The sequence below is a fragment of the Bacillus sp. FJAT-42376 genome (assembly GCF_003816055.1).
Classification (GTDB): Bacteria; Bacillota; Bacilli; order Bacillales; family Bacillaceae; genus Metabacillus_B.
The window spans coordinates 2,228,897-2,254,846 of record NZ_CP033906.1 but is presented as its reverse complement, the minus strand read 5'-3'; the positions used below and the strand labels follow the sequence as shown (position 1 = coordinate 2,254,846).

The following is a 25,950-nucleotide window of genomic DNA, read 5'->3' as shown; positions in this document are numbered from 1 at the left end:
AATGATTGGGAACTTAAATAAAAAGATCTTGAAATTCACCGCCTGAGTCTTGCAGTGAGGGCGTGCGCCCGGTCTCATCGTTTCCGCTGTTTGAAGCAGGAATCTTATCAGCTATCAGCTAAAACAAACGAAAAAATAAAAAGGTAATAGTCGCGGCTATTACCTTGAGAATTATACCATAACAGGTCATGATTTTCTTGTTAAAAGTGAACCTGCCAGCAAAAATGTAGGGAGTGAGGCCATTCCCATAATCAGAATCCAGTCTCTCGGGACAACCGGGACCGTTTTAAATATCGGCTGCAGCGGCGGATAATAGATCACCACAAGCATCAGCAGGATCGATGAAGCCACCGCGCCGAGCAGATACAGATTCTCAAAAGGGTTGCGGTCGAAGATTGATTTCTCGCTCCGGCAGTCAAAAACATGGATCAGCTGTGCCATGACAAGGGTCGAGAAAGCAACCGTCTGGGCATAGGCGAGATTTTCCGGATCCCTGTTATAAATAAACATAAACGCAGCCAGGGTCGCGGCTCCAATCAGAAAGCCCCTTGAAATCACCTTCCATCCAAGGCTTCTTGCAAATACGCCTTCTTTCGGATGACGCGGCTTCCGGCTCATCAGGTTGCCTTCCGGCTGATCAAGACCGAGTGCCATCGCAGGCAGCCCGTCCGTTACAAGATTCACCCAAAGGATTTGAATAGGAACCAGCGGCAGCGGCAGAGCAAGCAGCATGGCAAAGAGCATGACCAGAATTTCCCCTACATTGGAGGCAAGAAGATAGCGGATAAACTTCCGGATGTTTTCATAAATATTTCGCCCTTCCCGAATGGCTGACTTGATGGTCGCAAAATTATCATCTGCCAGGATGAGGGATGACGCTTCTTTTGCAACATCCGTTCCGGTGATCCCCATGGATATGCCGATATCTGCCGCTTTGATGGCGGGTGCATCATTTACACCGTCGCCGGTCATGGCGACAATATGTCCCCGGTTTTGAAGTGCTTTCACGATTTTCAGCTTGTGCTCAGGCGATACTCTCGCAAAAACATAGACATCTTCGACTGTTTTTTCGAGATCTTCATCAGAAAGCTTGTTCAGCTCAGCTCCTTCCATCACCTTTCCGTTAGCCGGAAGCAAATCGAGCTGCCTGGCGATGGCTCTCGCGGTAATGACGTGGTCCCCTGTGATCATCACCGTTTTGATGCCTGCTGCCCGGCATTCTTTAATCGCCTGCTTCACCTCAGGCCTCGGCGGGTCAATCATGCCCTGCAGGCCGACAAAAACAAGATCTTTTTCGGCCTCGTCCTGTTTGACGGCTCTTCCATGGCTGATGGGCTTATACGCAATGGCAATCGTGCGAAGCGCCTTCGAAGCCATATTTTCTATGGATTCTTTGATGCGCTGTACGTATTGAGAGGACATATGCTGCTGACGGTTTTCCCACAAAACCTGTCCGGATAAATGCAGCAGGACATCCGGAGCTCCTTTAGTAACGACAAACCGTTTGCCCGAAGAATCTTCGGCGACTACACTCATCATTTTCCTCGACGAATCGAACGGAAACTCCTCAATGATTTTAAATTTTTTCCCGAGCGACTCTCTTGACAACCCTGCTTTCATCGCTGCGATCAGGAGGGCTCCTTCAGTTGGATCCCCGTCAATTCTTTTTTCCTCTTCGTTAAGAATCAGCTCAGCGGTATTGCAAAGCATTCCGAACGTTAAAATCTGATGCAGCGCCTTGTCATCTCTTGGAGTGACTGTTCGATCCTTGAACAGAAACTCACCCCTGACATCAAATCCCGTTCCTGAAACTTTCCAATTCTTTCCGCCAGACCAAATATCCGTTACGGTCATTTTATTTTGGGTCATCGTCCCGGTCTTATCTGAACAGATCACGGAGGCACAGCCAAGTGTTTCGACAGCCGGCAGCTTGCGGACAATTGATTTTTGCTTAATCATCCGCTGCACCCCTAAAGATAAAGCGACGGTTACGATGGCCGGAAGCCCTTCCGGAATAGCGGCGACAGCAAGGGAAACACCTGCAAGGAACATCGCATACAGACTGTGCCCCTGGATAACGCCCGTCCCTACAACGAGAGCCGTTAACATAAGCGCAACGGCTATAAGAATTTTCCCAAGCTGCTCAAGACGCTTCTGCAGAGGCGTATCCAGGCTTTCTGCTGACTGCAGAAGCCCGGCAATTTGTCCCATTGCGGTCTTCATTCCAGTGGCGACCACCATTCCAATCCCGCTCCCGCGGGTTACAAGGGTGCCCATGAATGCCATATTAGCCAAATCGCCGAGCCCCGCTTCCTTCAATTGAAGAGCTTCCGGCGATTTTTGCACCGGAACAGATTCACCAGTCAAGGCTGATTCCTCAATTTCGAGACTTTTTACGGACAATAACCGTAAATCGGCTCCAATCCTGTCCCCTGCCGTAAATTTAATAATATCCCCGGGGACTAGTTCTCTGGATGGCAGCCTTACCCAATCCCCGTCTCTCAGACAGCTGACCATGGGGGCGGAGAGCTGTTTCAGTGCCTCCAGCGATTTTTCTGCCCGTCTTTCCTGAAAGAAACCCAATATTCCATTCATGAGGACAATTGCGACAATCGCTACAGCGTCTATATATTCGCCAAGAAAAGCTGATATAATGGTGGCTCCCAGAAGAACCAGCACCATAAAATCCTTAAACTGACCCAAAAACAGCAATAGCGCTGAGGTTTTTTCCGCCTCCTGCAGCTCATTGTAGCCAAACTTCCCATACCGGGTATGTACCTCTCTGTCAGAAAGGCCCGTCTCCCGGTCGGTGTTGACGGACTCTGCCACATCCTGAATCTCCATCTCATGCCATTTCATGATCTGCCTATGCACCCCTTGCTCTCCAAATTGGTCAAGCCCTTGTCTACCTCCATCCTATTCAGACAAGCCGGGAAAGATGACAGAAAGAGATGCTGCTTCAGAATCTAAGGAAATCCGATCATTAATAGTGAAAGTTGCTGGCTTTCCAAGCTATAATAATGAGAGAATAGAATTTTCCCCCTTTAAACAGAGGTTGGTCCTCTTAAACTTTTTGAAACAGAGCAGGTGAAGGATATGTCGTTTGACGGAATTTTTACATATGCCATGACGAAGGAGCTCCAGGAAAAATTGGAGAGCGGCAGAATTTCAAAGATTTATCAGCCCTATAAAAATGAACTGATTCTGCAGGTGCGCTCAGGCGGTGCGAACTATAAATTACTCGTTTCAGCCCATCCAAGCTATGCACGGATTCACCTGACGAATGAAAGCTATGAAAACCCAAGTTCCCCGCCGATGTTCTGCATGCTTTTGCGCAAGCATCTGGAAGGAAGCATCATTGAGCGGATTGAACAGAAGGATATGGAACGGATTATTATTTTCCATGTCAAAGGCCGCAATGAACTCGGGGACGTGACGTATAAAGAATTGATTGTGGAGATTATGGGACGCCACAGCAACATGGTGCTTCTTGATTCAGAGACCCGTGTGATTCTCGACAGCATCAAACATCTTCCCCCGGCCGTCAACAGCTACCGTACCGTTCTGCCGGGCCATGAATACATTTTTCCTCCTGCCCAGGAGAAGATATCTCCTTTCGGATTGACAGAGGAAGATGTGGTAAAGAAGCTTGATTTCTTTGCAGGCAGACTCGATAAGCAGATCGTCCAGCATTTTGCAGGGATTTCCCCTCTTCTTGCCCGCGAAATTACGGAGCGGGCCGGGATGGCAAACAGAGTGACTGTACCAAAAGCATTTATAGAGACCTTAAGCAGCCTGCAGCATGGAGACTGGACACCGGTGATGATCACGGGAAATGATAAAGATGCCTTTTATTTAACCGATCTGACCCACTTAAAAGGTGAACGCAAGACGTTCTCTTCACTCAGCGGACTGCTGGACCGGTACTATTTCGGCAAAGCGGACCGGGACCGGGTTAAACAGCAGGGAAATGATCTCGAACGTTTTCTTCAAAACGAATTAAAGAAAAACAAATCAAAGATCAAAAAGCTCCACAAATCGCTCCTTGATGCAGAAGATGCTGAAAAATATCAGCTGTACGGAGAATTGCTCACAGCCAATCTGTATTCTATTCAGCGCGGCGACAAACAGGCGGAAGTCATCAATTATTATGATGAAAACGAATCGACTGTCTCCATTCAGCTGAGTCCGCAAAAAACGCCGTCAGAAAATGCACAGAGCTATTTTATTAAATACCAGAAGGCAAAAAAATCAGTGAATCATATCGAAGAGCAGCTTAAACTCGCTGACGAAGAAATCCGCTATCTGGATAATTTGCTGCAGCAAATTGAATCGGCCTCTCCAAGAGATTTGGAAGAGATCAGGGAAGAATTGCAGGATGGCGGCTACATGAAGAAAAAAGCACTGAAAAAAGGGAAGAAGGCGAAAACCGTCCTTCCTGTTTTAGAGCAGTACCATTCTACGGACGGCATCCAGATCCTTGTAGGAAAAAACAATAAACAAAATGAATATTTGACTAACCGTGTGGCAGCGAGGGACGATGTGTGGCTCCATACGAAGGATATCCCCGGCTCCCATGTGGTCATTAAATCAAGAACTCCATCCGAAGACACGATCCTTGAGGCCGCAAATATTGCTGCTTATTTCAGCAAGGCGAGAAGCTCTGGCTCCGTACCGGTGGATTTCACTCTCGTAAGACACGTCAAAAAACCGAGCGGTTCTAAGCCCGGTTTTGTCATATACGATCATCAGCAGACGGTTTTTGTCACGCCGGACCCGGATTTGGTTAAGCGTTTAAAGGAATAAAAAACAAACATTTGCATCCTCAGTAAATATACCCGAGGCTGGGACAAAAGGTTTCAGGCTATTTAAAAAAACGAACGATTATTTGAAACTCAGGTATAGAGCTTCTTAATCGTTCGTTTTTATTGATTTTCATGCTTTTTTCAAAGGCCATGATAAAGCATGTTGTTGATTTTTCACACCTGTTGATTGGAGCGGAAGCCGTGAGACTCCTGCTTAGAGCCCGCCCAAGGATATGCGAACGACTGCTGGCTGCAATCAACAGCCTAGTTTAACAGTGCTTTTTCAAAAGTAATATTCGGCTTGAGGACAACAATTTTAGTTTTGTCCCAGCCTCATCGTTTTTTATCTTCCACTGCCATATTCGCGATTATTTCTCATATGCTTTATGCCAATGATAGGGCTGTATTTCCTGTAACGTTTTATATTCCAAGCTTCCATTTGCATTCGTAACAGCCGCTTTTACTTTTTCTCCCCAGTAGAACAGTCTCTCCTGGCATACACCACACGGAGTTAAAACAGTAAATTCAGCACTTTCATCCTCTCTTGCAACACAAATAGCATGAGTGACCTTTGTATTCAGTTTGTGCGCTTCAAGAATGGCACCTGTTTCCATACATAATTCAGTTGCCGCGTTGATCACTTCAGGTGAAACACTTGTTAAAATTTGACCATCTTCCGTATACATAGCTGCCGCTCCTCCCCACCCGGAAGGATACCTAGTTTTAATTAAATTGATTGCTGCCAGATAGAGATTCTGTTCAATCGACATGTTCATTCCCCTTACAATTAGTTCAACATCCTTTCCACTTTAACATAATCTAAAGCTGATTGGAGTCCGTATGAAGGGAATGGCCTGTTCTATCCTAATGTATGGCACTTTTTGATCGGTCGGACTTACTCCCAATAATAAAAAAGGTGAATTTGAGCGTGCCCAAATTCACCTTTCTGGTTATTCAAAGTTTTCTTTACGAATGAGCGCTTCTGCGCCGAATCAGCTTAAAAATCTTCCTTACTGCATAAATCAGGATAAAGATCCCGATTAGGTTAATAAGAAATCCCAGGATTGAACCGAAAATCCCCAGCTGGCCAAGCAAGCTTCCGAACAGGAGTCCCGCAAGCCCGCCTGCAATCAGACCTTTCATCAGTGACCGGTTTTTCTGTTTCGAAACTGATGATTTCGTGCTGTTATTATATTTGCTCTGAGGCTTCTTATCTAAGATGGAAGACCGGCTCCCAAATCCTCCGCTCTTTTTAAATCCCTTTGCCTCCACCGTTTTAATCCCGTGATCCGGGATGATGTTCGCCACTGGCGTAAAAAGCAGGGCACTTGCTGTTATGGCCGCAATTAGTTTTTTCATCATGTTTCATCTTCTCCTATCGGTTAATCGTATTATTGTTTGTCTTCTTCTCTGGCGGATAGATAACTGTGTACCGGTTTTCAATTCGTTCTTCAAGCTTCTCCATCAGTTCAGCACTGTCCTTCAGTTCCTGTTTATTCCGGCGAATAAATTCTTCCATTGAGTATCTTACTGGTTTTCTCAAGCTTCAATCTCTCCTCTCTTTCGTCAGGCTCTATCAAAATCGTCCGAAAAAGCCTCATCGAAAACCAAAAAGGGCGCCTTTACCTTTTGGTAAAAGCGCCCTAAAACAAAAATGCCTTCACCAAAAATTTGGCAAAGGTCTCGCAAACAACTGTAAGTTGCCAATAAAGCCGGGGATTAGGGTCCCGTAATGACGACTTTATTGAACTGCTACTCCCCTTTGGAGTTCTCATGAACTTATAATCCTATGATATAGTATTCTGTGATATTTGTCAACCATAGAAGACAGCCGCAAGCACCATCCCTTTTAACGGCCCTTCCGGCGCTCTCTTTCCTCATAGTGCTCATCCAATTCACGGATCTGTCCTTCTTCAATACTGTTTATTAACTGTGAACAGATGTCCTTCGCCATCCCGGGGCTTGCCCCATTTGTGGATACCGCAATGGTCAGTCTTCCTTTAGAGGCACGCATTGGAACCTCCGTATTCCCGTCCTTCGCTTCATCTGCAATATTGATCAGCTGCAGAGGGTCCGCCTCCTCGGCAATCCTTCTGTTCGCTGCCCTGTCATCCGTTGCGGCGATAATCAGAAAGCGGCCTTCCAAGTCTTCCTTTTTTACTTTCCGTTTAATCCACTGGATTCTCCCGGCTTCAGACAGTTCTTGAATTTCATCTACCGCCGCAGGGCTCACAACCGTAATGTCAGCCTGCTCATCAAGTAAAACCATCAGTCTGCGGCAGGCGATTTTTCCCCCGCCTGCTATGAGGACGGGTTTATTTGTGAAATTGATCATAAGAGGCAGCATATCAGACGGCCCCTTCTAATGATGAAGAAGAGAGCTTGCCCAGTGCTTCCCGGACTCTTTTTGTAAAAGCCTTTTCGGTATGCCTGGAGAAACCCACATAAGAGCAGAGGGTGAGGATTTTATCCGTTTTTACCAGGCTGATTTCTTTTTCAATCCCATTCATTAAGAGACCGGTAAAGAGTAAATAAGGAACGATATACACCCTTTTTTCCGGAAACTGATTGATTCCGTTCAGGACCTCAGAAAAAGAAGGCTCAGCAGCCGTCAAATAGCAGACAGACACGTTCAAACCCTCTGTTCTCTGCTCAATTCCTTTTGCGATCAGCCCTAAATCCCGCTTTACATCCGGATCGGAGCTTCCTCTGCCAACAAGCAGAACCCGCGCATCTTCATGAGCGGGAAGAGGCCTCATTCCCTCGAGAACCGCCTCCGCCATTTCCCCCTGAACTCCAATCGGATCGCCATAAGAGACGGAAACGGAAGGATGTTCCTTCATCACGCTTTCCAGCTCCTCCGGTATGTCACTCTTAGCATGAGCGGCTGTCAGCAGCAGGACCGGTATAACAGCAATCGAGTCTGCGCCTTTGGCAACGCACGTTTCAAATCCTGTTTTTATATCCGGTTCTGCGAGCTCCAGAAAACAGATTTCCTGAATCGGGGCATCCACTGATCGTTTAGATTTTGAAATAAACTCAAGTGCTTCTTCACGGGCTTTCTTAACACGGCTTCCATGGCATATATATAATACAGCCTTTTTCATCTACAGCGCCTCGCTTACTTCTGAAGGTACACAATCTTCATTAAACCACTTCAGCTGCTCCCGGTACTTTACTACCTCTCCGATAATAATCATACTGGGGTTTGTCACGCCGTTTCGTTCAACAGCCTTATGAATATCCGCAAGCGTCCCTGTGACCGTTTTCTGATCACGGACTGTCCCCCAGTGAATGACAGCAGCCGGAGTGGCTGCCGGTTTTCCGTGTAATAAAAGCTGCTCCTGTATGTAAGGAAGCTGGCTGATCCCCATGTATATGGCAAGGGTATCCACACCTTTAGCCAGGCTTTTCCAGCGGCCGCTGTCATCGTCCCCTTCTTTGCGGTGGCCTGTAACAAAGGCAACACTTCCGCTTGCCTCTCGGTGAGTGACAGGAATTCCCGCATAAGCCGCCGCCGCAATCCCGGATGTAATGCCGGGCACCACTTCGAATTCGATGCCATTTTGGACAAGAGCTTCCGCCTCTTCACCGCCGCGGCCGAACACAAATGGATCCCCGCCTTTCAGCCGTGTCACGACATGTCCTTTTTTGGCATATTTCACAAGAAACCGGTTAATGGTATCCTGTTTCATCGTATGATAATCAGGGAGCTTTCCGCAGTATATGAGGTCAGCCCCTTCTTTAGCATGTTCTAGCAATTCTTTATTCACGAGCCGGTCATAAAGGATTGTATCGGCCTCCTGGATGCATTTCAGCCCTTTTACTGTAATTAAATCCGGGTCTCCGGGGCCCGCTCCCACGAGGTAAACCTTTGACATCATCATCCCTCCCTTGAATTATTATACATGACAAGGGGCTGCTTTTCCTTAGATGGAACCAACCTTATGAATCTTTTCCTTTTATCAGCTTCCGCTCTTTTAAATAATGAAGGATCTGCCCGGCGCATTCGGCCGGATTATATTCTCCGCTGTTCAAAACAACTTCCGGATGATCAGGTGTTTCATAAGGAGAATCGATTCCTGTAAAACCTTTAATTTCACCGTTTCTCGCCTTCTTATATAAGCCTTTCGGATCTCTCGCTTCGCATTGGTCTAATGGGCAATCGGCAAAAACCTCAATGAATTCATCCGCATCAAGAAGCTCTCTGACCTGGCTCCGGTCCTCTTTAAACGGGGAGATAAATGCTGTAATGACCACACTTCCGGCATCGGTAAACAGCTTGGCTACCTCTCCGATTCTCCGGATGTTCTCGCGGCGGTCATCATCTGAAAAACCGAGGTCCCCATTTAAGCCGTGGCGGACGTTATCCCCATCCAGTACATAGACCTGAACCCCATCTTTATAAAGCTGATAAGCCAATTCATTGGCAATGGTCGATTTACCGGATCCGGAAAGCCCTGTCAGCCACACGACGAAGCTGTGATGGCCATTCCGTTCTCTTCTTTCTTGCTTTGTAATGGACTGCTCATGCCATGTCACGTTCGAAGACCTTGTCATCTTACTTCCTCCGTTTCTGCCTGTTTTTCTTTCATGCCCTCAATCAGCACCTTGATGACTTCCGGTCTGCTGAATGTGCTCGGAGGAACCTCTCCTTTCCGAAGCATCTGCCTCACCTTCGTACCGGATAATATAACCCTGTATTCCGCATCATGCGGACACGATTTTGTCGTAGCCATCCCTTCGCATTTGCTGCAGTAAAAGCTGTGTTCAAACCGGAGAGGGGTGATGCCAATCTCTTCTGGTGCAAATTCGTCAAAAATATACTGTGCATCATACGTTCCATAATAATCTCCTACGCCCGCATGATCACGGCCGACGATAAAATGGGTGCAGCCATAATTTTTCCGTACGATCGCATGAAAAATCGCTTCTCTTGGACCTGCATACCTCATAGCCGCAGGAAAAACGCCAAGAAACACCCTGTCCTTTGGATAATATTCATCTAAAAGCACTCCATAGCTTTTCATCCGGATCGCAGCTGAAATATCATCCGATTTTGTCTCACCGACAAGGGGGTTCAAAAACAGTCCGTCTACCGTTTCAAGAGCGGTTTTCTGAATGTATTCATGTGCCCGGTGAACCGGGTTCCGCGTCTGGAATCCGACGATTGTTTTCCAGCCTTTTTGGGCAAATGCGGATCGTGTTTCAGAAGGATCAAAGTAATGTTCTGGAAAATCCGGAACCGTTCTTTTTGTGAGTGTCACGGCTCCGCTTACATAGAGGTCTCCTCTGGAAAAGAGTTTTTGAACACCCGGGTGATTCCGGTCCGCTGTTCTGTAGACATGAATTGCCTCTTTTTCTTTGTCCGGCTTGTAGATTTCGCCAATCTCGATAAAGCCGTAGTCTGTCCCGCCGTAAACCAGCTTGGCTTTATCCCCCGATTTAAGTGATGAGGCCTGCCCATTCGAGATGGGAAGAGTGACCGGTATCGACCAAACCGTTCCATCAGACAGTCTCATCTTTTCAACAACACTCTGATACTCTTTTTCTGATAAAAATCCGCTAAGCGGGCTGTAGCCTCCGATGGCAATGAGCTCAAGGTCACTCAATGCCATCGCATCGATTTCTATCGATTTCTCCATTCCTTCAAGGCTTTTCCCAAGATCAATACGCTGAATCAGTTTTCCTCCATGCGGTGCTAAACTCATTTTCATTCCTCCTATTTCAATTAAATTACTTGGTCTGACAGCTAAATTCCTCCGCCGTTTTCATGGACAGAGCGTTTTTCTTTTTGAATCGCCTTCATCAATGACAGCACTCCAAGTGTAGCCGCCATAACAGCAATCACTGAAAAAGTAGAATAAAAGTCAGATTGAATGAACACTTTGACCAAAACATATGAAATGGCAAGGCTGACGAGCGGAGAGACAATCCACACCTTGACGATCTTTTTTACAATTCCCCTTTGAAAAACAATCGCTCCGCTTTTAGCAGCCCCTGCAGACATAATCGAAGTGGATGTCACTTGGGTAAGAGGGACAGGCAGTCCAAACAGCGAGCTTAAAATGACAAGAAGAGCTCCGGTACTTGAAATGACAATGCCCTCTGTTTTAGATAAGTTCGTAATTTTCTTCCCGTTCGTCTCAAGCACACGGCCTCCAAGCAAAATGGCTCCTGCCGCCACGAAAAGACCGCCCATCCATACTCCTTGATTCACAGTGATCACACTGGCCGCAACCAGAGGCCCCACTGCATTGGCCACATTATTCATTCCTGCGGAAAAAGCCTCAAAAAAGCCCGCTGCAATTAAAAGGTAGATTAATAGCTTTCCGCGCTTTGTTTCGAGCTTAGAAAAGAGAGGCTTTGCCGCTTTGCACAAGAAGTAAGTAATCAGGAAGGCCACAATAGGGATCAGGACCCAAAACATCATGATGACCAGAATCGATTGGATATACAGAGCATGAAACGCAACCCCTACTCCGATAACCGCCCCAACTGTTACTTCACTGGTGGACAGCGGAATCCCCATCAAATTAGCCATAAATAGCGAGATGGCAGCCGATCCGATAATGACAAGCACAATGTCGATTGAAATCAATGACTTTGGAATAATCCCGGAACTGATTGTTTTAACAACTTCTCCCCCGCCAAGGACCGCTCCAAGAATGACCCCGATTCCGCAAAGAATAAGAGCGGCCACCTTCCGGTTAATGGCACCCGATCCGTAAGCTACACCCATAGACGCAGCTGCCCCGCTTGCCCCTATATTCATAGCGAAAAACAAACTGAGCAATACTGCAGCAGCCTCAAGCATCCAGCCGCCTCACCCGTGCAGTCCGCATTCTGTCTTCTGCGTGCCGTTCCATCGTCCCGATCTCGCATCATTCACATCGATGGCAGGCTGGGTGCAAGGCTCGCATCCGATGCTTGGATACCCTTGATCATGAAGAACGTTATAATCCAAATCATTTTTGTGGGCAAATCTCCAGACGTCTTTCCATGTCCAGTGGATGAGCGGGCAAATCTTAATGTTTTTAAATTTGTCATCTTTATTTAAGAACTGAGTATCTTTTCTCGAAGGGGACTGCTCTCTTCTCAGTCCCGAAATCCACGCTTTTTCTCCGCTCATCACTTCTCTGAGCGGGAGAACTTTGCGGATTCTGCAGCATTCGTTCGGATTCGTTTTCCAAAGCTCATCCCCATATTCAGCGGCCTGCTCTGCTACCGTGAGAGACGGTTTTTTCAACAGAATATTCAAATCCGGATAACGGGCTTTTACCCGTTCGATCAGGTCATATGTTTCTTTAAAATGAAGCTCGGTGTCCAGAAAAACGATTCGTGCATCTTTTTTTACTCTTGAAATGAGTTCAATGAGAACGATTCCTTCTATCCCGAAGCTGCATGCATAAACCAGCTCTTCCTCATAATGAGCATAAGCCCACTTTAAAACATTCAGCGCTTCTGTCACTTTGTCCTCATCTTCAAATTCCGGAGCTGAATCCGTCCAATTTTCAAATGTCAGCATGGGTCTCCACCTCTCCTATATGCTATCAGCACAAAAAGGCGGGAATAGCTGCAGCACGAAACAAACGTGTGCAAGCTGTCCCCGCCTCTAGTTTGTCTAGTCAGCGCTACGGCCATTTTTATTTCAGGCGTACTTTTTCATTTTTCTCAAGCTGAATGATCTTCCCATCCTGGACAACCAGGGTGATGGAACCATACCTCATCGCTTGAAGCATTTCCTTTAATGTTCCGATTACTTCATCCAGCTGATCTTGCTCCCCCACGGACAGCCCCTCCCAATCCAAAAATAAAAAGTCTTCCATTTAGAAAGACTTGTGAGGTGTATTCCCCTTATCTCCCAAAATGGTCCCCATTTTGCTGGATTTAGCACCTTGCTTTATGCAGGTTGCCGGGTTTCACAGGGCCAGGTCCCTCCACCTCTCTTGATAAGTATATGTGTCATTGATTTCAAATTTTAGCACAATTCGAACGATTGTCAACCCGAGTTAACGGGTAGGTTTTATAAAATTTCATCAAAACCGCATATTTTCGCCCTTTACTAGGATTTAGATTTTTTTTTGAAGATGATATACAATTAAATGAAGAGGTGGCGTACATTGAAAAAAATCATGGTTTCCTGGAGCGGAGGAAAAGACAGTACACTCATGCTTGCAAAGCTTTTACAAGACCCTGAATATGAAGTGTCCGGTTTATTCACCTCCATTAATAAGGAGGCGGGACTGGTCCCTTTTCATGGCATCCCGGTCCATTTGCTTGCAGAACAGGCTGCAAGCCTGAATTTGCCCATTGATTTTATCCCCCTTCCTCCAGCACCCTCTAATAAGGAATATGAGGATAGCATGGGAGACTTTCTAAAATCCATGAAAGAAAATCGCGCAGAGGCCGCAGCATTCGGCGACATATTTCTTGAAGACATCAAATATTTTAGAGAAGAGCTTGTATCCAAATATAGCGTGAAGGCTGTTTTTCCGCTTTGGGGAGAAGAAACTGAAGCTCTTGCCTCACATTTTATCCGGAATGGGTTTAAAGCCATCATCAGCGGAATAGATGAATCCAAAGTCCCTTTTTCCCAATTAGGCCGGCTTTATAACGATTCTTTTTTGAAAAGTGTTCACACAGGCACTGACCCATGCGGAGAAAACGGAGAATTTCATACCTTTGTATATGGAGGTCCGATTTTCAAACATGACATTCCTTTTGTTTTCCGCAAACCGGACCAGTCCAGTTCATCCTTTTCTTCACTTGAATTTTTAAAGGAGCCGGTGACATGATCAGTAAAGCGTTTTTTGCCTTAGTGGGCTTCATCCTATCTGCCTTAGGATTTTCTTATGCTTTCGCAGCTCCTTTGAGCAGACAATCCCTGCAGGAATTGAAAATAACCGCAAGCGGCGGGCTGCGGTTATTCTCAGCTGCCGGATTGTGGTATTGGAACCTTCTTGAAAAGAAGCTTCCGGAACGTCAGCTTGCCTATTGGTTTCATGCGAGTTTTTTCTTCATTGGCGTCTCAGGATTCACCCTATCCGTTCTCATCTGGTTCTTATGAACAAGCAGGGAGATTCATATAAAGACCGGTTTTTTAGAACCTGACTGGCTGCGTGAAGCCCCTTTATCTATTTCAATAATTCTATTAGATGTAGACATTCTTAGCCCTGTTCAGCATCCTTCCAAAGAACCATTGGATATAATTCCAGCGCCGTTATCCGGAAAGGCAAACTCGAACACCTCCCCGTAAACGGACTTTTCCGCGCTGGAAATCACATAGCTCATCGACTTTCCCCTGTCATCACACCCTATTCACTTACCTGGAAAATTCCTCTCTCCAGCTTAAAGATGAGGGTTCTTTTCTCCACAGTTTCAGCTTATTTATATCGTCTTTTTCAATTCGTTTTTCCCGCTCTGCGATTTGAATAAGGGTTGAATAATCGGTCAGTGTCCGATAGGAAATCCGTTCCTTGCTGAAGTTTTGATCGGCTTGATCAAACTCATATGTGAAAATGGCAGCGACCCCCAGCACATCCGCTCCAGCAGCTCTTAATGCCTGGACCGTATGGATGGAGCTTCCGCCAGTTGAAATCAGATCTTCAATCACGACAGCACGGTCGCCTTCTCCTGCTAAGCCTTCAATCATATTTCCTTTCCCGTGCCCTTTTGCACTTCCCCGCACGTAGCACATTGGCAATCCGAGGATATCACTCACAAGCGCCGCATGAGCGATCCCCGCTGTTGCTGTTCCAGCAATCAAAGTTGCATCCGGATAGCTTGACTGGATTAGACGGGCGAGCCCTTTTGCAATGCCGCTTCGAATCTCAGGATAAGATAATGTTAGCCGATTATCGCAATAAATGGGAGAGAGCATACCGCTCGACCATGTAAAGGGATCATTCGGTTTCAGGGTGACTGCACCGATTTCAAGTAAGGATGCTGCAATTTGTTCTTTCATCTATGTACTTCCTCCCAGTTTTTTTGCATTTGCTGATAGGCTTTCAGCGGGTCTTCCTTCTCCGTGATGCTGCGGCCCGCCACGATATGCGTCACGCGTTCCGCTCTCGCTTTTTCAGGTGTGGCGATTCGGCTCTGATCTCCTGCTGCATCACCGGCAAGCCGGATTCCCGGGGTGACGGTGATGAACTCTCCGCCAAAAGCAGCCTTGACCCGGTTTGATTCCCATACACTGCATACAATTCCATCCAGTCCGGCCCGTTTCACATTCCCTGCATAGTGCATGACCGTTTCATCCATCTCCCTGGTAATCAGAAGCTCATGATGAAGCATTTCATCCGATGTACTTGTCAGCTGAGTGACACCGATTAAACGCGGACGTTTGAAGCCAGCGGGCGTACCTGCTTCCAGTCCCTCAACGGCCGCTTCCATCATCGCTCTGCCACCGGCCGCATGAACATTGATCAAATCCGGCTGAAGTGAAGCGAGTACCTTCATGGCCTTGTTCACTGTATTCGGGATATCATGAAGCTTCAAATCAAGGAACACCTCATGTCCCTCTGATTTCAGCCATTCAACGATGGCAGGACCCTCTTTATAAAAAAGCTCCATTCCCGTCTTTACAAACAGTTTTTGCCGGCCCATTTTTTTCAAAAAGGCCGCTGTTTCAGCTTTGCTGCTAAAATCAAGCGCGATGATAATCGGGTTTGCGGACATCCTCATGACTCCTTCCTATACACTCCCGGATATGGCTGAATCCATACTGTTTCAGAACGCCTGGCAGAGCATCAATGATTTCAGAACAGATGAACGGATTCACGAAGTTTGCCGTTCCGACCGCTACCGCACTCGCACCCGCATAAAGGAACTCCAGCACATCCTCAGCACTTTGAACGCCTCCCATCCCAATGATGGGGATTGAAACCGCCCTGCTGACTTCATGAATCATACGGATGGCAACCGGCTTAATAGCAGGACCGGACAGCCCCCCTGTTTTATTCGCGAGAACCGGTCTGCCCGTCTTAAGATCAAGGCGCATCCCGAGGAGCGTATTAATCATCGTCAAACCGTCTGCCCCTGCCTGCTCTGCAGCAATCGCAATCTCTGTAATGCTCGTGACATTTGGAGATAATTTAACGTAAACCGGTACACTGGAAACGTGTTTGACCGCCTTCGTCAAATCGGCTGCCATACGGGGATCTGTCCCAAATGCAATACCGCCTGTTTTCACATTGGGGCATGAAATGTTCAGCTCAAGAGCCGCAACATTGGGGGCTTTGCTGATCTGTTCAGCAACCTCGACGTAATCTTCTACACTCGAGCCTGCCACATTCGCAATGACTGGTACATGAAAGGATGCGAGCCTTGGAAGTTCGTCTTCTATGACACTCGAAAGACCCGGGTTCTGCAGGCCGATTGCGTTCAGCATGCCGCCTGGCGTTTCAGCCACACGGGGTGTTTCATTTCCAAACCTTGCTTCAGGAGTCGCAGCCTTGATCATAACGGCTCCAAGCTTGCTTATGTCATAAAGATTTGAAAACTCTTTTCCGAAGCCAAAGCAGCCGGAAGCAGGCATCACTGGATTTTTCAGTTCTAAACCCGGCAGTGTGATATTCAGCATGAAAGCACCACCTCTCCCGCTCTAAACACAGGACCGTCACTGCAAACCTTTTTATAGGCTTTCTCATCACCGGGTACATGGCAGACACAGGCAAAACAGGCGCCGATCCCGCAGCCCATCCGTTCTTCAAGGGACAGGTACACTTCTTTATCGGAGTACAGATTTTCAAGCGCCTTCAGCATGGGTGTGGGACCGCATGCATACAGACGGTCAAACGAGAGGCCATGCTCGCGGATGGCATCTGTGACGAAGCCCCTTACTCCAAAACTTCCATCAGCGGTTGAAAAATACGTTTCGCCCAATCTGGCAAACTCTGCTTCGTAAAACACCGCCTCTTTGTTTTCAAACCCCAGCACATGTACAGGCTCTGCTCCAAGGTTTTTCAGCTGATGCGAAAGTTCATAGAGAGGCGGTACCCCGATCCCTCCGCCGGCAAGAAGCACTTTCTTCCCCTTAACAGATTCGTCTGCTGGAAATCCATTGCCAAGTGGACCGATGAGATCCACCCGCTCACCTTCATTTCTTCTGGAGAGAAGGGCTGTCCCTTCTCCCCCTCTCCGGTAAATGAGCGTCAGTGTTTTGTCAGCACGGTCAATCCGCGCAATGCTGATTGGCCTTCTCAGAAGAGGAATGGCTGTTTCAGAAACCTTTACATGCACAAACTGCCCTGGCGCTTCCATTTGTTCCGTTAATTCACCTTGGAGCACGAGCTCAAAAATGTCCTTGGCGATTTCCTCATGCGAAACAACAAGCATCTCTTCTTTTCCGATCATGAATGGACAGCCTCCCGTTTGGAGTTCAGCTCCTGCATCGCTTCTGTAGAAAAACTCATCGACTCCAAGACTCTTAAAATCGCTCTTGCTGTATCCAGAGATGTGAGGCATGGCACTCCGTTTTCAACCGATTCCCGGCGGATTTTGAACCCGTCTCTTGCAGGCTGTTTCCCTCTCGTAAGCGTATTGATCACAAACTGGGCCTCCCCATTGCGGATCACATCCAGCAGGTTTGGCTGATCACTGATTTTATTGACCACTTTTGCAGGAATTCCGAATTCCTTCAAATAATCTGCTGTACCGCTTGTCGCAAGAATCTGGTAGCCGATCCGGTAAAATCGTCTGGCGATCTCAAGCCCGTCTGTTTTATCTTTATCTGCGACCGTGAGCAGCACCGATCCGTATTTATGAATCTGGATGCCTGAAGCAACCAGACCTTTATAAAGAGCTTTTTCAAGTGTCGCATCTTTTCCCATCACTTCACCGGTTGATTTCATTTCAGGGCCCAGTGTAATATCGACCATTCTCAGCTTGGCAAAGGAGAACACCGGAACCTTAACGTACACACCGCTTTTTTCTTCTATAAGACCCGTTTCATATCCCATATCCTTCAATTTTTGCCCAAGTACGACCTTCGCAGCGAGGTTCGCCATCGGAACACCGGTTATTTTGCTGAGGAATGGAACCGTGCGGCTTGATCTTGGATTGACTTCCAGTACAAAAACATCGTTGTTGTACAGTACAAACTGAATGTTCAGGAGCCCGGATATATTCAGCCCTTTTGCTAGAGCAATCGTATACTCCATAATTTTATTTTTGCATTCTTCCGATAGCGTCTGCGGAGGATATACGGCAATGGAATCTCCGGAATGGACGCCGGCTCTTTCAATATGCTCCATGATTCCCGGGATTACGACCGTTTCTCCGTCTGCGATCGCGTCCACTTCGATCTCTTTGCCGGTTAAATACTTATCAATCAGAACCGGGTGCGCAGGGTTCACCTTCACCGCATTTTCCATGTAATGAAGCAGTTCTTCCTCCCGGTAGACGATTTCCATCGCTCTTCCTCCAAGCACATAGGAAGGCCGGACAAGGACTGGATACCCGATGTCTTTTGCAATCACTGCGGCTTCCCTTGAGGAAACAGCTGTCTTTCCAAGCGGCTGAGGGATTCCCAAAGCCTGAAGCGTCCTTTCGAATTTGTCCCGGTTTTCTGCCCGGTCCAAATCCTCGAGGGATGTACCGAGAATTTTTACTCCTCTGGCAGCAAGCTCATCTGCCAGGTTAATCGCTGTCTGGCCGCCAAACTGAACGACGACCCCAATCGGCTTCTCAAGTTCGATAACGTGCATGACATCTTCAGCCGTCAGCGGCTCAAAGTAAAGCTTATCCGAGATGCTGAAATCGGTAGAGACGGTTTCCGGATTATTGTTAATGATAATGGCCTCATACCCGGCTTCCTTAATGGCCCAGACAGAATGGACCGTCGCATAGTCAAACTCGACACCCTGTCCAATCCGGATCGGACCCGATCCAAGAACAAGGACACTTTCTCTTGCGGTAACAGCGGATTCGTTTTCTTCTTCATACGTTCCGTAAAAATAAGGGGTGGATGACTCGAATTCTGCCGCACATGTATCGACCATTTTATACACCGGCATTAAGCCTGATTGTTTCCTGAACTCATAGATTTCCCTTTCCTGCGATGACCAGAGCTCAGCGACTGCCTGGTCCGAAAACCCTGCTTTTTTTGCTTCATGGAGAACTCCCAGATCAAACGGATGGCTGGCAATCCGCTTTTCAAGCCCGATGATGCCGGTGAGCTTATTAAGGAAGAACAAATCGATTTGGCTCCATTCATGAAGGGTTTCAGCTGAAATCCCCCTCCGGATGGCCTCTGCCAGGAAAAAGAGACGCTCATCTCCTGCTCTGCGGATTCGTTTTTCAATATGGAGATCGTCAAGTTGTGCCGCTCTTTTTAAATCAAGGTGATGCACATCCGCTTCAAGGGAGCGGACTGCTTTCAGAAGGGATTCTTCAAACGTTCTTCCAATCGCCATAACCTCCCCCGTCGCCTTCATTTGAGTGCCGAGCCAGCGGTTCGCTGATTCAAATTTATCAAAAGGCCAGCGGGGTATTTTCGTCACAATGTAATCAAGTGCCGGCTCAAAGCATGCATACGTTTTGCCCGTGACCGGATTCATCATTTCATCCAGCGTCAGTCCGACGGCGATTTTTGCTGCCAGTTTGGCAATCGGATAGCCTGTTGCTTTCGATGCAAGAGCGGAAGAGCGGCTCACCCTTGGATTCACTTCAATAATATAGTATTGGAAACTCTCAGGATCAATGGCCAGCTGTACATTGCAGCCTCCTTCAATCCCGAGGGCTCTGATAATTTTAAGGGATACATTTCTCAAAAGCTGATACTCACGGTCACTGAGCGTTTGGGAGGGTGCCACGACGATGCTGTCTCCGGTATGGATACCGACCGGATCGAAGTTCTCCATATTGCAGACGACAATGGCGTGGTCTCCGCTGTCTCTCATTACTTCATATTCAATTTCCTTGAAGCCTGCGATGCTTTTTTCCAAAAGACATTGTGTCACCGGACTTGCTTTTAAGCCGTAAGCAACAATTTCGGCCAGTTCTTCCTCATTGCTGCATATTCCCCCGCCTGTTCCTCCGAGGGTAAATGCCGGACGAACAATGATCGGGTAGCCAATTTGTGCGGCAAAAGCAAAAGCTTCTTCGACAGTACGGATAATCTCACTATCCGGTACCGGCTCATTCAGCTCATTCATCAGTCTGCGGAACAAATCACGGTCTTCAGCCTTCTGAATGGCTTCAAGACTCGTTCCGAGTATTTCCACACCGCACTCTTCCAGCACACCGGACTCTGCAAGCTCCACAGCAAGGTTCAGTCCCGTTTGTCCTCCGAGAGTAGGCACAAGTGCATCCGGCCTTTCTTTGCGGATGATGTTGCTGACAAATTCAGCTGTAAGCGGTTCGATGTATACCTGATCTGCAATTTCGGTGTCTGTCATAATGGTTGCCGGATTGGAGTTGACCAGAACCACTTCATAGCCTTCTTCTTTTAAAGCAATGCACGCCTGTGTGCCTGCATAGTCAAATTCTGCTGCCTGTCCAATGACAATCGGTCCAGATCCGATCACTAATATTTTTTTGATGTCTACGCGTTTTGGCATAGTCTGCTCCCGCCCTTTCCTGCTGTTTCAATGATGTCCATGAATTGGTCAAACAAGCCATTTGCATCCTCAGGTCCCGGGGATGCTTCCGGGTGATACTGAACGGTAAAGGCCGCCTCATGATCATGTTTTAAGCCTTCAATGGTCCGGTCGTTTAACGCGATATGGGTAACCGTTAAATGGGTTTGCGCAAGCGTTCCTTCTTTTACTGTATAGCCGTGATTTTGTGAGGTGATGGCTACTTTGCCTGTCTGCAAATCCTTCACTGGATGATTGGATCCACGATGCCCGAATTTCATTTTTTCTGTATCCGCTCCGCAGGCAAGAGCAAAAAGCTGGTGGCCGAGGCATATTCCGAAGAGAGGCACTTTGCCCAGCACGCCTTTGATCATCTCAATGCCTTCCGGAACATCCTTTGGATCTCCGGGACCGTTCGAAAGCATGATGCCATCCGGGTTTAATTGAAGAATTTCATCGGCTGTAGTGTTAAATGGGACAACCACCACATCACAATGCCTTTTATTGAGCTCTCTGAGAATTCCGTGCTTCATTCCGAAATCAACAAGCACGACTCTTCTTCCTCTTCCAGGACTTGCATAAGGCGTTTTGGCGGATACCCTCTCCACCTGATTGACTGGGAGACGAACGGCTCTTAATTTTTCTAAAATGGCATTTGGATCAGCCTCTCCTGAACAGATCGCCCCTTTCAGCGTCCCGTGGCTCCGAATGATTCTAGTCAGTTTTCTCGTATCAATGCCGGCAAGTCCCGGAATGTTTTTCATTTTCAAATACTCATCCAGCGAATATTCACTTCTCCAGTTGGAAGGGTGTACGGCATGTTCTTTGACAATGAGTCCTCCGGTAAACGGTGTAATCGTTTCAAAATCATCCCGGTTGATCCCGTAATTCCCGATCAGAGGGTAGGTCAGCGTGACGATTTGCCCGCAGTAGGAAGGATCTGAGAGGATCTCCTGGTAGCCGGTCATTCCCGTGTTAAAAACAATTTCTCCGATTGATTCCCGGTCACTTCCAAACCCTGTTCCGTTAAATACAGTTCCGTCCTCAAGCACAAGCATTCGTTTCATGCACGAACTCCCCTTTCATCAAATACAATCTTTCCTTCTGCCATCGTAAGGATCGGCCATCCTGTACAGCTCCAGCCTGCGAATGGTGTGTTTTTCCCTTTAGATACAAATTCTTGCGGATCGATTTTCTTTTCTTCTGACAGATTAAGAACGACAAGATCTGCGGGCGCTCCCTCTTTAAGAGTCCCATATGGCAATCCGAATATTTCTGCAGGCTTGACTGTCAGCCAGTTCAGAAGCTGTTCAAGGGTTGCCTTTCCTGTTTTCACGAGATGTGTGTAAAGAAGCGGGAAAGCCGTTTCCAGCCCTGTAATGCCAAAAGGCGCAAGCTTCATTCCTTCTGCTTTTTCTTCGGCTGTATGCGGAGCATGGTCTGTCGCAATGAAGTCAATTGTTCCATCCAGAAGCCCTTCGATTAAAGCTTCTCGGTCTTCTTTTCCCCTGAGAGGCGGATTCATCTTAAAGTTTGGATCCAGACCCGGAATGTCCTCATCGCAGAGGATTAAATGATGGGGAGTCACTTCTGCTGTCACGTTAATTCCGGCGCGTTTTGCATCCCGCACAGCCCGAACGGATTCCTTCGTGCTGATATGGCACACATGATAATGACACCCTGCAGCTTCAGCGAGCAAAATATCTCTTGCAATATGTACAGATTCACAAACGGATGGAATGCCGTTCAGAAAATGTTTCTCAGAAAAAGCTCCTTCGTGAACAGATCCTTTATTAATCAGTGAGTTATCTTCGCAGTGTGCGACAATACTCAAACCGGCTGCTGCGGCTTCCTTCATTGCCAGAAGCATCATTCCGGCTTCCTGAACACCTACCCCATCATCAGTAAGGGCAAAAGCACCTGCTTCTTTTAACTCTGCAAAGTTGGTTCGTTTTTTTCCGGCCTGCCGTTCCGTAATGGATGCATAAGGGAGCACTCTTACAGCAGCGTCTGTGCGGATTTTCTCCATCAGCCAGTTCATCTGCTCTTTATGATCGGGAACAGGTCTTGTATTCGGCATAGCCGCAATGGTTGTGAAGCCGCCTTTCGCTGCTGCAAGAGTTCCTGTTTTAATCGTCTCTTTGTGCTCTCCGCCGGGCTCTCTTAAGTGGACGTGGACGTCAACAAAGCCGGCTGATACAACCTTGCCGGATGCATCAATTATTTCAGCGCTGTCCCTTTGAATGGAATCGGCGATTTCGGCAATCCTTCCCTCTTCCACCAGCACATCCTGTATATGAAATCGTCCCTCGCTATTCAGCACGTTTGCCTGTTTAAGTATGTAAGACATGATGATCCTCTCCTTTATTCAGCATTTTCGATTCAAGCGCTCTGGCAAGAACGGCCATTCTGATATACACACCGTTTTCCATCTGTTTGAAAATCCTGGAGCGGCTGCACTCCACCAGGCTGCTTTCGATCTCCACTCCCCTGTTAATAGGGGCAGGATGCATAATGATGGCACCTTGCTTCATCGCTGCTTCCCGCTCAGGCGTTAAGCCGAACTGCTCCAGATAGGAGCTTGTTTTCTGCTCGTTTCCGGTATGCCTTTCATGCTGGATCCGAAGCAGCATGACGACATCTGACTTCCTTATTGCTTCATCTGTACGAACATACTCTCCATAGGGGTTCAGGGGATCCTGCCACTCATCGGGACCGGAGAACAGAACCTCAGCCCCAAGCCTTGAAAGGGTTTCAGCATTGGAGCGGGCCACCCTGCTGTGTTTGATATCACCATGTATGCTGACGGTTAAGCCTTTGAATGTGCCAAACTCTTCATAAATGGTCATGAGATCCAGCAGGGATTGGGTAGGATGATGTCCGCATCCATCCCCCGCATTCAAAATGGGAATGTTCACTTTATCCTTCAATTCTTCAAAGTACCGGTCTTCAGGATGACGGATGATGACGGCATGGGCACCGATCGCCTCTAACGTACGGACGGTATCATAAAGCGTTTCCCCCTTTTGCACACTGGAGCTTTCCGCTTGAAAGTTGAGGACATGGAGGCCAAGCTTTTTTTCTGCCACTTCAAAACTGAAGCGTGTCCGTGTGCTCGGTTCAAAAAACAAGTTGGCTGCAAAAAGCGGCTTTTCGTTAAGCAGCGGCACTTCTCCCGCCTTCATCTTTTCCGCTCGGCAAATCAGCCGGAAGATTTCTTCTATTTCAAGCTCTGACATCGTAAGAAGATGCTTCATCCTTCATTCCTCCCTATGGCTAATAAAAAACACCCTGACCAGTCCGGTTCAGGGTGCGTGAAAACAGAAGGGGCTCTCTTGCCCATCCTTTACACCCTTTCAAGTCTCTCTGGACTTCCATTAAAAGGCGGTTCTTTTATTAAGAAACGGCTGATCTTTTTTCCGTTTCAGTCTGGAATTGATTGTCTGCGGCAGGTTCTCTGCCCGGAAGCACCATATTCAGGATAATGCCGATAATTGCAGCAAGCGCCATACCGTGAAGCTCAAAGTTCTGGCCAATTTTGATTACGGCTCCCCCGATTCCGATGACGAGAATGACGGAGGAAATGATGAGGTTGCGCTTATCTCCAAGATCAATCTTGCTGTCAATCAGCATACGGAGTCCGGATGAAGCGATAATCCCAAAAAGAAGGATGGATACGCCTCCCATTACCGGTGTTGGAATCGAGCTGATCAGAGCCGATATTTTCCCGATAAATCCGAAGGTGATGGCAAGGACAGCTGCACCTCCGAGAACGAATACACTGTAAACCCTGGTGATGGCCAAAACCCCGATGTTTTCACCGTAAGTCGTGTTTGGCGGTCCCCCCAGGAGAGCCGCAGCAAACGTAGCCACCCCGTCTCCCATAATGGAGCGGTGAAGTCCCGGCTTCTGGACCAAGTCCTTCCCGACGACATTGCTCAGCACCATTTGATGTCCGATGTGCTCAGAGAGTGTTACTAATGCAACCGGCGCCATCAGCAGGAAAATCTGCCATGTGAAGTGCGGCTGGTAATCGACGAACGGAATCGTGAAATTCGGCATTTGAAACACGGCGGCATCGGCTACCTTGCTGAAGTCTACGATTCCGATTGCCAAAGAGTATACATACCCGGTGAAAATTCCGATCAGCACCGGAATCAGATTGAAGAATCCTTTAAAGTAAATTGAGCAGACAATCGTAACCGCGAGAGTAAGTAAGGCTGCCGAGAAATGAAGCAGACTGTACTTTCCGGAAGGATCGTTTGTGGCCATACTGACGGCTGTCCCGGCGAGACCCAATCCGATGACAATGATGACCGGACCCACCACAACCGGAGGCAGCAGCCTTAAAATCCAGCGGTGACCCGTCCCTTTTATAATCAATGCGACAATAGCATAGACGGCTCCGGCAAGCATACTGCCAACCATCGCCGCTCCCGGACCTCCGCCTGTTTGGGCAGCGATAAGCGGTGCGATGAAAGCAAAGGATGAACCAAGATACGCCGGAACTTGAAATTTGGTGATAAGAAGGAAAATCAGCGTTCCCACCCCGCTTGAAATCAAAGCGACGGCAGGATCCATCTTAACCAGGAACGGGACAAGAATCGTTGCCCCGAACATGGCAAATAAGTGCTGAAAGCTGAGTGTGAGCCAGGTTGCGGCATTCGGTTTATCGTGAATATCCAATACTATTTTTTCGTTCATGATGATTCCTCCTAATTAAAAAACCTCTTTGCCCGAGTGCAAAGAGGTATGCAGAAAGACAGGCCTCCCTTGCAGGAAGCACTCTGTTTTTCCCATTCTCTTTGCGGTCTCACAGGACTGCTTTAAAAAGAACTAGCTATTTTTTTCATAAATGGACACTTGATCAGACTGATCCACTTCCTCCATCTCCACAACAATCTTCTCTGAGCTGGAAGTGGGGATGTTTTTTCCGACAAAATCTGCCCGGATTGGAAGTTCACGGTGACCCCTGTCTACAAGCACAGCCAGCTGGATGGCAGCCGGCCTGCCGATATCCACAAGGGCATCCATGGCTGCACGCACGGTTCTTCCTGTGTAAAGGACGTCATCTACAAGGATCACTTTTTTATCCAAGATGGACTGCGGAATATCCGAACCTTTGACAAGCGGCTCCTGGCTGCTCGTTTTTTTGGTTAAATCATCGCGGTAAAGGGTAATGTCGAGCTCGCCGATTGGAATGTCCTTCCCTTCAATCTGGCGGATTTTCTCAGCAAGACGGTTGGCAATATAAATGCCCCTCGTTTTAATACCGATCAGCAGACAATCGTCAATGCCTTTGTTGCGTTCAATGATTTCATGGGCAATTCGCGTAAGTGCCCGGCGGATTGCCTGTTCATCCAGGACCACTGCTTTTTTTGACACCATTCTCTGCCTCCCTTCGCATTAGGGCAAAATAAAAACCCTCTTATCCTGCTGTGGGATAAGAGGGCATAGGCATACCTATAGTAATGCGCGATCCGTGCCCTTCCCAGCCTCACAGGACTGTCCTTAAAGGTTCTATTCAACTACAGATAGTATGACAAATTACGCATAATGTG

The 25,950-nt window shown here is 47.5% G+C and carries 25 protein-coding genes and 1 riboswitch; of the genes, 3 read left to right on the top strand and 22 right to left on the bottom strand.

All coding sequences use genetic code 11. The features are described from left to right. Positions 1-186: 186 nt before the first annotated feature. Positions 187-2,859, bottom strand: a complete 2,673-nt coding sequence (locus CEF21_RS11320; RefSeq protein WP_123916411.1) for a calcium-translocating P-type ATPase, SERCA-type — start codon at positions 2,857-2,859, stop codon at positions 187-189. Between the two features lie 237 nt (positions 2,860-3,096). On the opposite strand from CEF21_RS11320, the gene CEF21_RS11315 reads away from it, so the two are divergent. Then, on the top strand, positions 3,097-4,806 hold the full coding sequence (locus CEF21_RS11315; RefSeq protein WP_123916409.1) for an Rqc2 family fibronectin-binding protein: 1,710 nt from the start codon (positions 3,097-3,099) through the stop codon (positions 4,804-4,806). 367 nt (positions 4,807-5,173) lie between these two features. Here the strand turns inward: CEF21_RS11315 and CEF21_RS11310 are convergent, their stop codons facing one another. The 11 genes from CEF21_RS11310 to CEF21_RS11260 all read right to left on the bottom strand — a co-directional run bounded on the left by CEF21_RS11310 (position 5,174) and on the right by CEF21_RS11260 (position 12,595). After that, positions 5,174-5,575: a cytidine deaminase gene (locus CEF21_RS11310; RefSeq protein WP_123916407.1), complete on the bottom strand. Its 402-nt coding sequence runs from the start codon at positions 5,573-5,575 to the stop codon at positions 5,174-5,176. A gap of 196 nt (positions 5,576-5,771) precedes the next feature. After that, positions 5,772-6,167 carry a hypothetical protein gene (locus CEF21_RS11305; protein ID WP_123916405.1) on the bottom strand — a complete coding sequence of 132 codons (396 nt, stop codon included), beginning with the start codon at positions 6,165-6,167 and terminating at the stop codon, positions 5,772-5,774. A gap of 13 nt (positions 6,168-6,180) precedes the next feature. Beyond that, entirely contained in the window at positions 6,181-6,348 is a 168-nt protein-coding gene (locus CEF21_RS11300; protein ID WP_123916403.1) for an FbpB family small basic protein, read from the bottom strand. Positions 6,349-6,654: 306 nt separating this feature from the next. Next, on the bottom strand, positions 6,655-7,152 hold the full coding sequence (locus CEF21_RS11295) for a precorrin-2 dehydrogenase/sirohydrochlorin ferrochelatase family protein (RefSeq protein ID WP_123916401.1): 498 nt from the start codon (positions 7,150-7,152) through the stop codon (positions 6,655-6,657). A gap of 1 nt (position 7,153) precedes the next feature. After that, on the bottom strand, positions 7,154-7,912 hold the full coding sequence (locus CEF21_RS11290; RefSeq protein ID WP_123916399.1) for a sirohydrochlorin chelatase: 759 nt from the start codon (positions 7,910-7,912) through the stop codon (positions 7,154-7,156). Then, a complete protein-coding gene (gene cobA, locus CEF21_RS11285; RefSeq protein ID WP_241156856.1) occupies positions 7,913-8,689 on the bottom strand; it encodes a uroporphyrinogen-III C-methyltransferase in 777 nt (258 codons plus the stop codon). 61 nt (positions 8,690-8,750) lie between these two features. Further along, positions 8,751-9,365, bottom strand: coding sequence for an adenylyl-sulfate kinase (gene cysC, locus CEF21_RS11280; protein WP_123916395.1), 615 nt, complete (start codon positions 9,363-9,365; stop codon positions 8,751-8,753). After that, positions 9,362-10,516: a sulfate adenylyltransferase gene (sat, locus tag CEF21_RS11275; RefSeq protein ID WP_123916393.1), complete on the bottom strand. Its 1,155-nt coding sequence runs from the start codon at positions 10,514-10,516 to the stop codon at positions 9,362-9,364. The genes cysC and sat overlap by 4 nt, the downstream gene beginning before the upstream one ends. A 41-nt stretch (positions 10,517-10,557) precedes the next feature. Then, positions 10,558-11,622: a sulfate permease gene (locus tag CEF21_RS11270; protein WP_123916391.1), complete on the bottom strand. Its 1,065-nt coding sequence runs from the start codon at positions 11,620-11,622 to the stop codon at positions 10,558-10,560. A gap of 9 nt (positions 11,623-11,631) precedes the next feature. Continuing rightward, positions 11,632-12,333 carry a phosphoadenylyl-sulfate reductase gene (locus CEF21_RS11265; RefSeq protein WP_123916389.1) on the bottom strand — a complete coding sequence of 234 codons (702 nt, stop codon included), beginning with the start codon at positions 12,331-12,333 and terminating at the stop codon, positions 11,632-11,634. 118 nt (positions 12,334-12,451) lie between these two features. Further along, positions 12,452-12,595, bottom strand: a complete 144-nt coding sequence (locus CEF21_RS11260) for a YezD family protein (protein ID WP_123916387.1) — start codon at positions 12,593-12,595, stop codon at positions 12,452-12,454. Between the two features lie 64 nt (positions 12,596-12,659). Then, positions 12,660-12,764: riboswitch (SAM riboswitch) on the bottom strand. 164 nt (positions 12,765-12,928) lie between these two features. Here CEF21_RS11260 and CEF21_RS11255 point away from each other — a divergent pair. Continuing rightward, positions 12,929-13,603 carry an adenine nucleotide alpha hydrolase gene (locus CEF21_RS11255; RefSeq protein ID WP_164462168.1) on the top strand — a complete coding sequence of 225 codons (675 nt, stop codon included), beginning with the start codon at positions 12,929-12,931 and terminating at the stop codon, positions 13,601-13,603. Beyond that, on the top strand, positions 13,600-13,875 hold the full coding sequence (locus CEF21_RS11250) for a hypothetical protein (protein WP_123916383.1): 276 nt from the start codon (positions 13,600-13,602) through the stop codon (positions 13,873-13,875). The genes CEF21_RS11255 and CEF21_RS11250 overlap by 4 nt, the downstream gene beginning before the upstream one ends. Before the next feature lie 255 nt (positions 13,876-14,130). Here the strand turns inward: CEF21_RS11250 and pyrE are convergent, their stop codons facing one another. The 10 genes from pyrE to pyrR form a co-directional block, all read right to left on the bottom strand. Then, positions 14,131-14,772: an orotate phosphoribosyltransferase gene (pyrE, locus tag CEF21_RS11245; protein WP_123916381.1), complete on the bottom strand. Its 642-nt coding sequence runs from the start codon at positions 14,770-14,772 to the stop codon at positions 14,131-14,133. Then, positions 14,769-15,488, bottom strand: coding sequence for an orotidine-5'-phosphate decarboxylase (gene pyrF, locus CEF21_RS11240; protein WP_123916379.1), 720 nt, complete (start codon positions 15,486-15,488; stop codon positions 14,769-14,771). Before pyrF ends, pyrE begins: the two co-directional genes overlap by 4 nt. After that, a complete protein-coding gene (locus CEF21_RS11235; protein WP_123916377.1) occupies positions 15,457-16,392 on the bottom strand; it encodes a dihydroorotate dehydrogenase in 936 nt (311 codons plus the stop codon). Before CEF21_RS11235 ends, pyrF begins: the two co-directional genes overlap by 32 nt. After that, positions 16,386-17,165 carry a dihydroorotate dehydrogenase electron transfer subunit gene (locus tag CEF21_RS11230; RefSeq protein ID WP_123916375.1) on the bottom strand — a complete coding sequence of 260 codons (780 nt, stop codon included), beginning with the start codon at positions 17,163-17,165 and terminating at the stop codon, positions 16,386-16,388. The genes CEF21_RS11235 and CEF21_RS11230 overlap by 7 nt, the downstream gene beginning before the upstream one ends. Further along, a complete protein-coding gene (gene carB / locus CEF21_RS11225; protein WP_123916373.1) occupies positions 17,162-20,371 on the bottom strand; it encodes a carbamoyl-phosphate synthase large subunit in 3,210 nt (1,069 codons plus the stop codon). Before carB ends, CEF21_RS11230 begins: the two co-directional genes overlap by 4 nt. Continuing rightward, the gene (locus tag CEF21_RS11220) at positions 20,356-21,456 is read right to left on the bottom strand and encodes a carbamoyl phosphate synthase small subunit (RefSeq protein ID WP_123916371.1); all 1,101 of its coding nucleotides are present in this window, start codon (positions 21,454-21,456) and stop codon (positions 20,356-20,358) included. The genes carB and CEF21_RS11220 overlap by 16 nt, the downstream gene beginning before the upstream one ends. Next, positions 21,453-22,739, bottom strand: coding sequence for a dihydroorotase (locus CEF21_RS11215; protein ID WP_123916369.1), 1,287 nt, complete (start codon positions 22,737-22,739; stop codon positions 21,453-21,455). The genes CEF21_RS11220 and CEF21_RS11215 overlap by 4 nt, the downstream gene beginning before the upstream one ends. After that, the gene (locus CEF21_RS11210) at positions 22,723-23,646 is read right to left on the bottom strand and encodes an aspartate carbamoyltransferase catalytic subunit (protein WP_123916367.1); all 924 of its coding nucleotides are present in this window, start codon (positions 23,644-23,646) and stop codon (positions 22,723-22,725) included. Before CEF21_RS11210 ends, CEF21_RS11215 begins: the two co-directional genes overlap by 17 nt. 139 nt (positions 23,647-23,785) lie before the next feature. After that, positions 23,786-25,093: a solute carrier family 23 protein gene (locus CEF21_RS11205; RefSeq protein ID WP_123916365.1), complete on the bottom strand. Its 1,308-nt coding sequence runs from the start codon at positions 25,091-25,093 to the stop codon at positions 23,786-23,788. A gap of 132 nt (positions 25,094-25,225) precedes the next feature. Continuing rightward, positions 25,226-25,774 (bottom strand): bifunctional pyr operon transcriptional regulator/uracil phosphoribosyltransferase PyrR, encoded by a 549-nt coding sequence (gene pyrR / locus CEF21_RS11200; protein ID WP_164462279.1) that lies wholly within the window; start codon positions 25,772-25,774, stop codon positions 25,226-25,228. Positions 25,775-25,950: the final 176 nt, after the last annotated feature.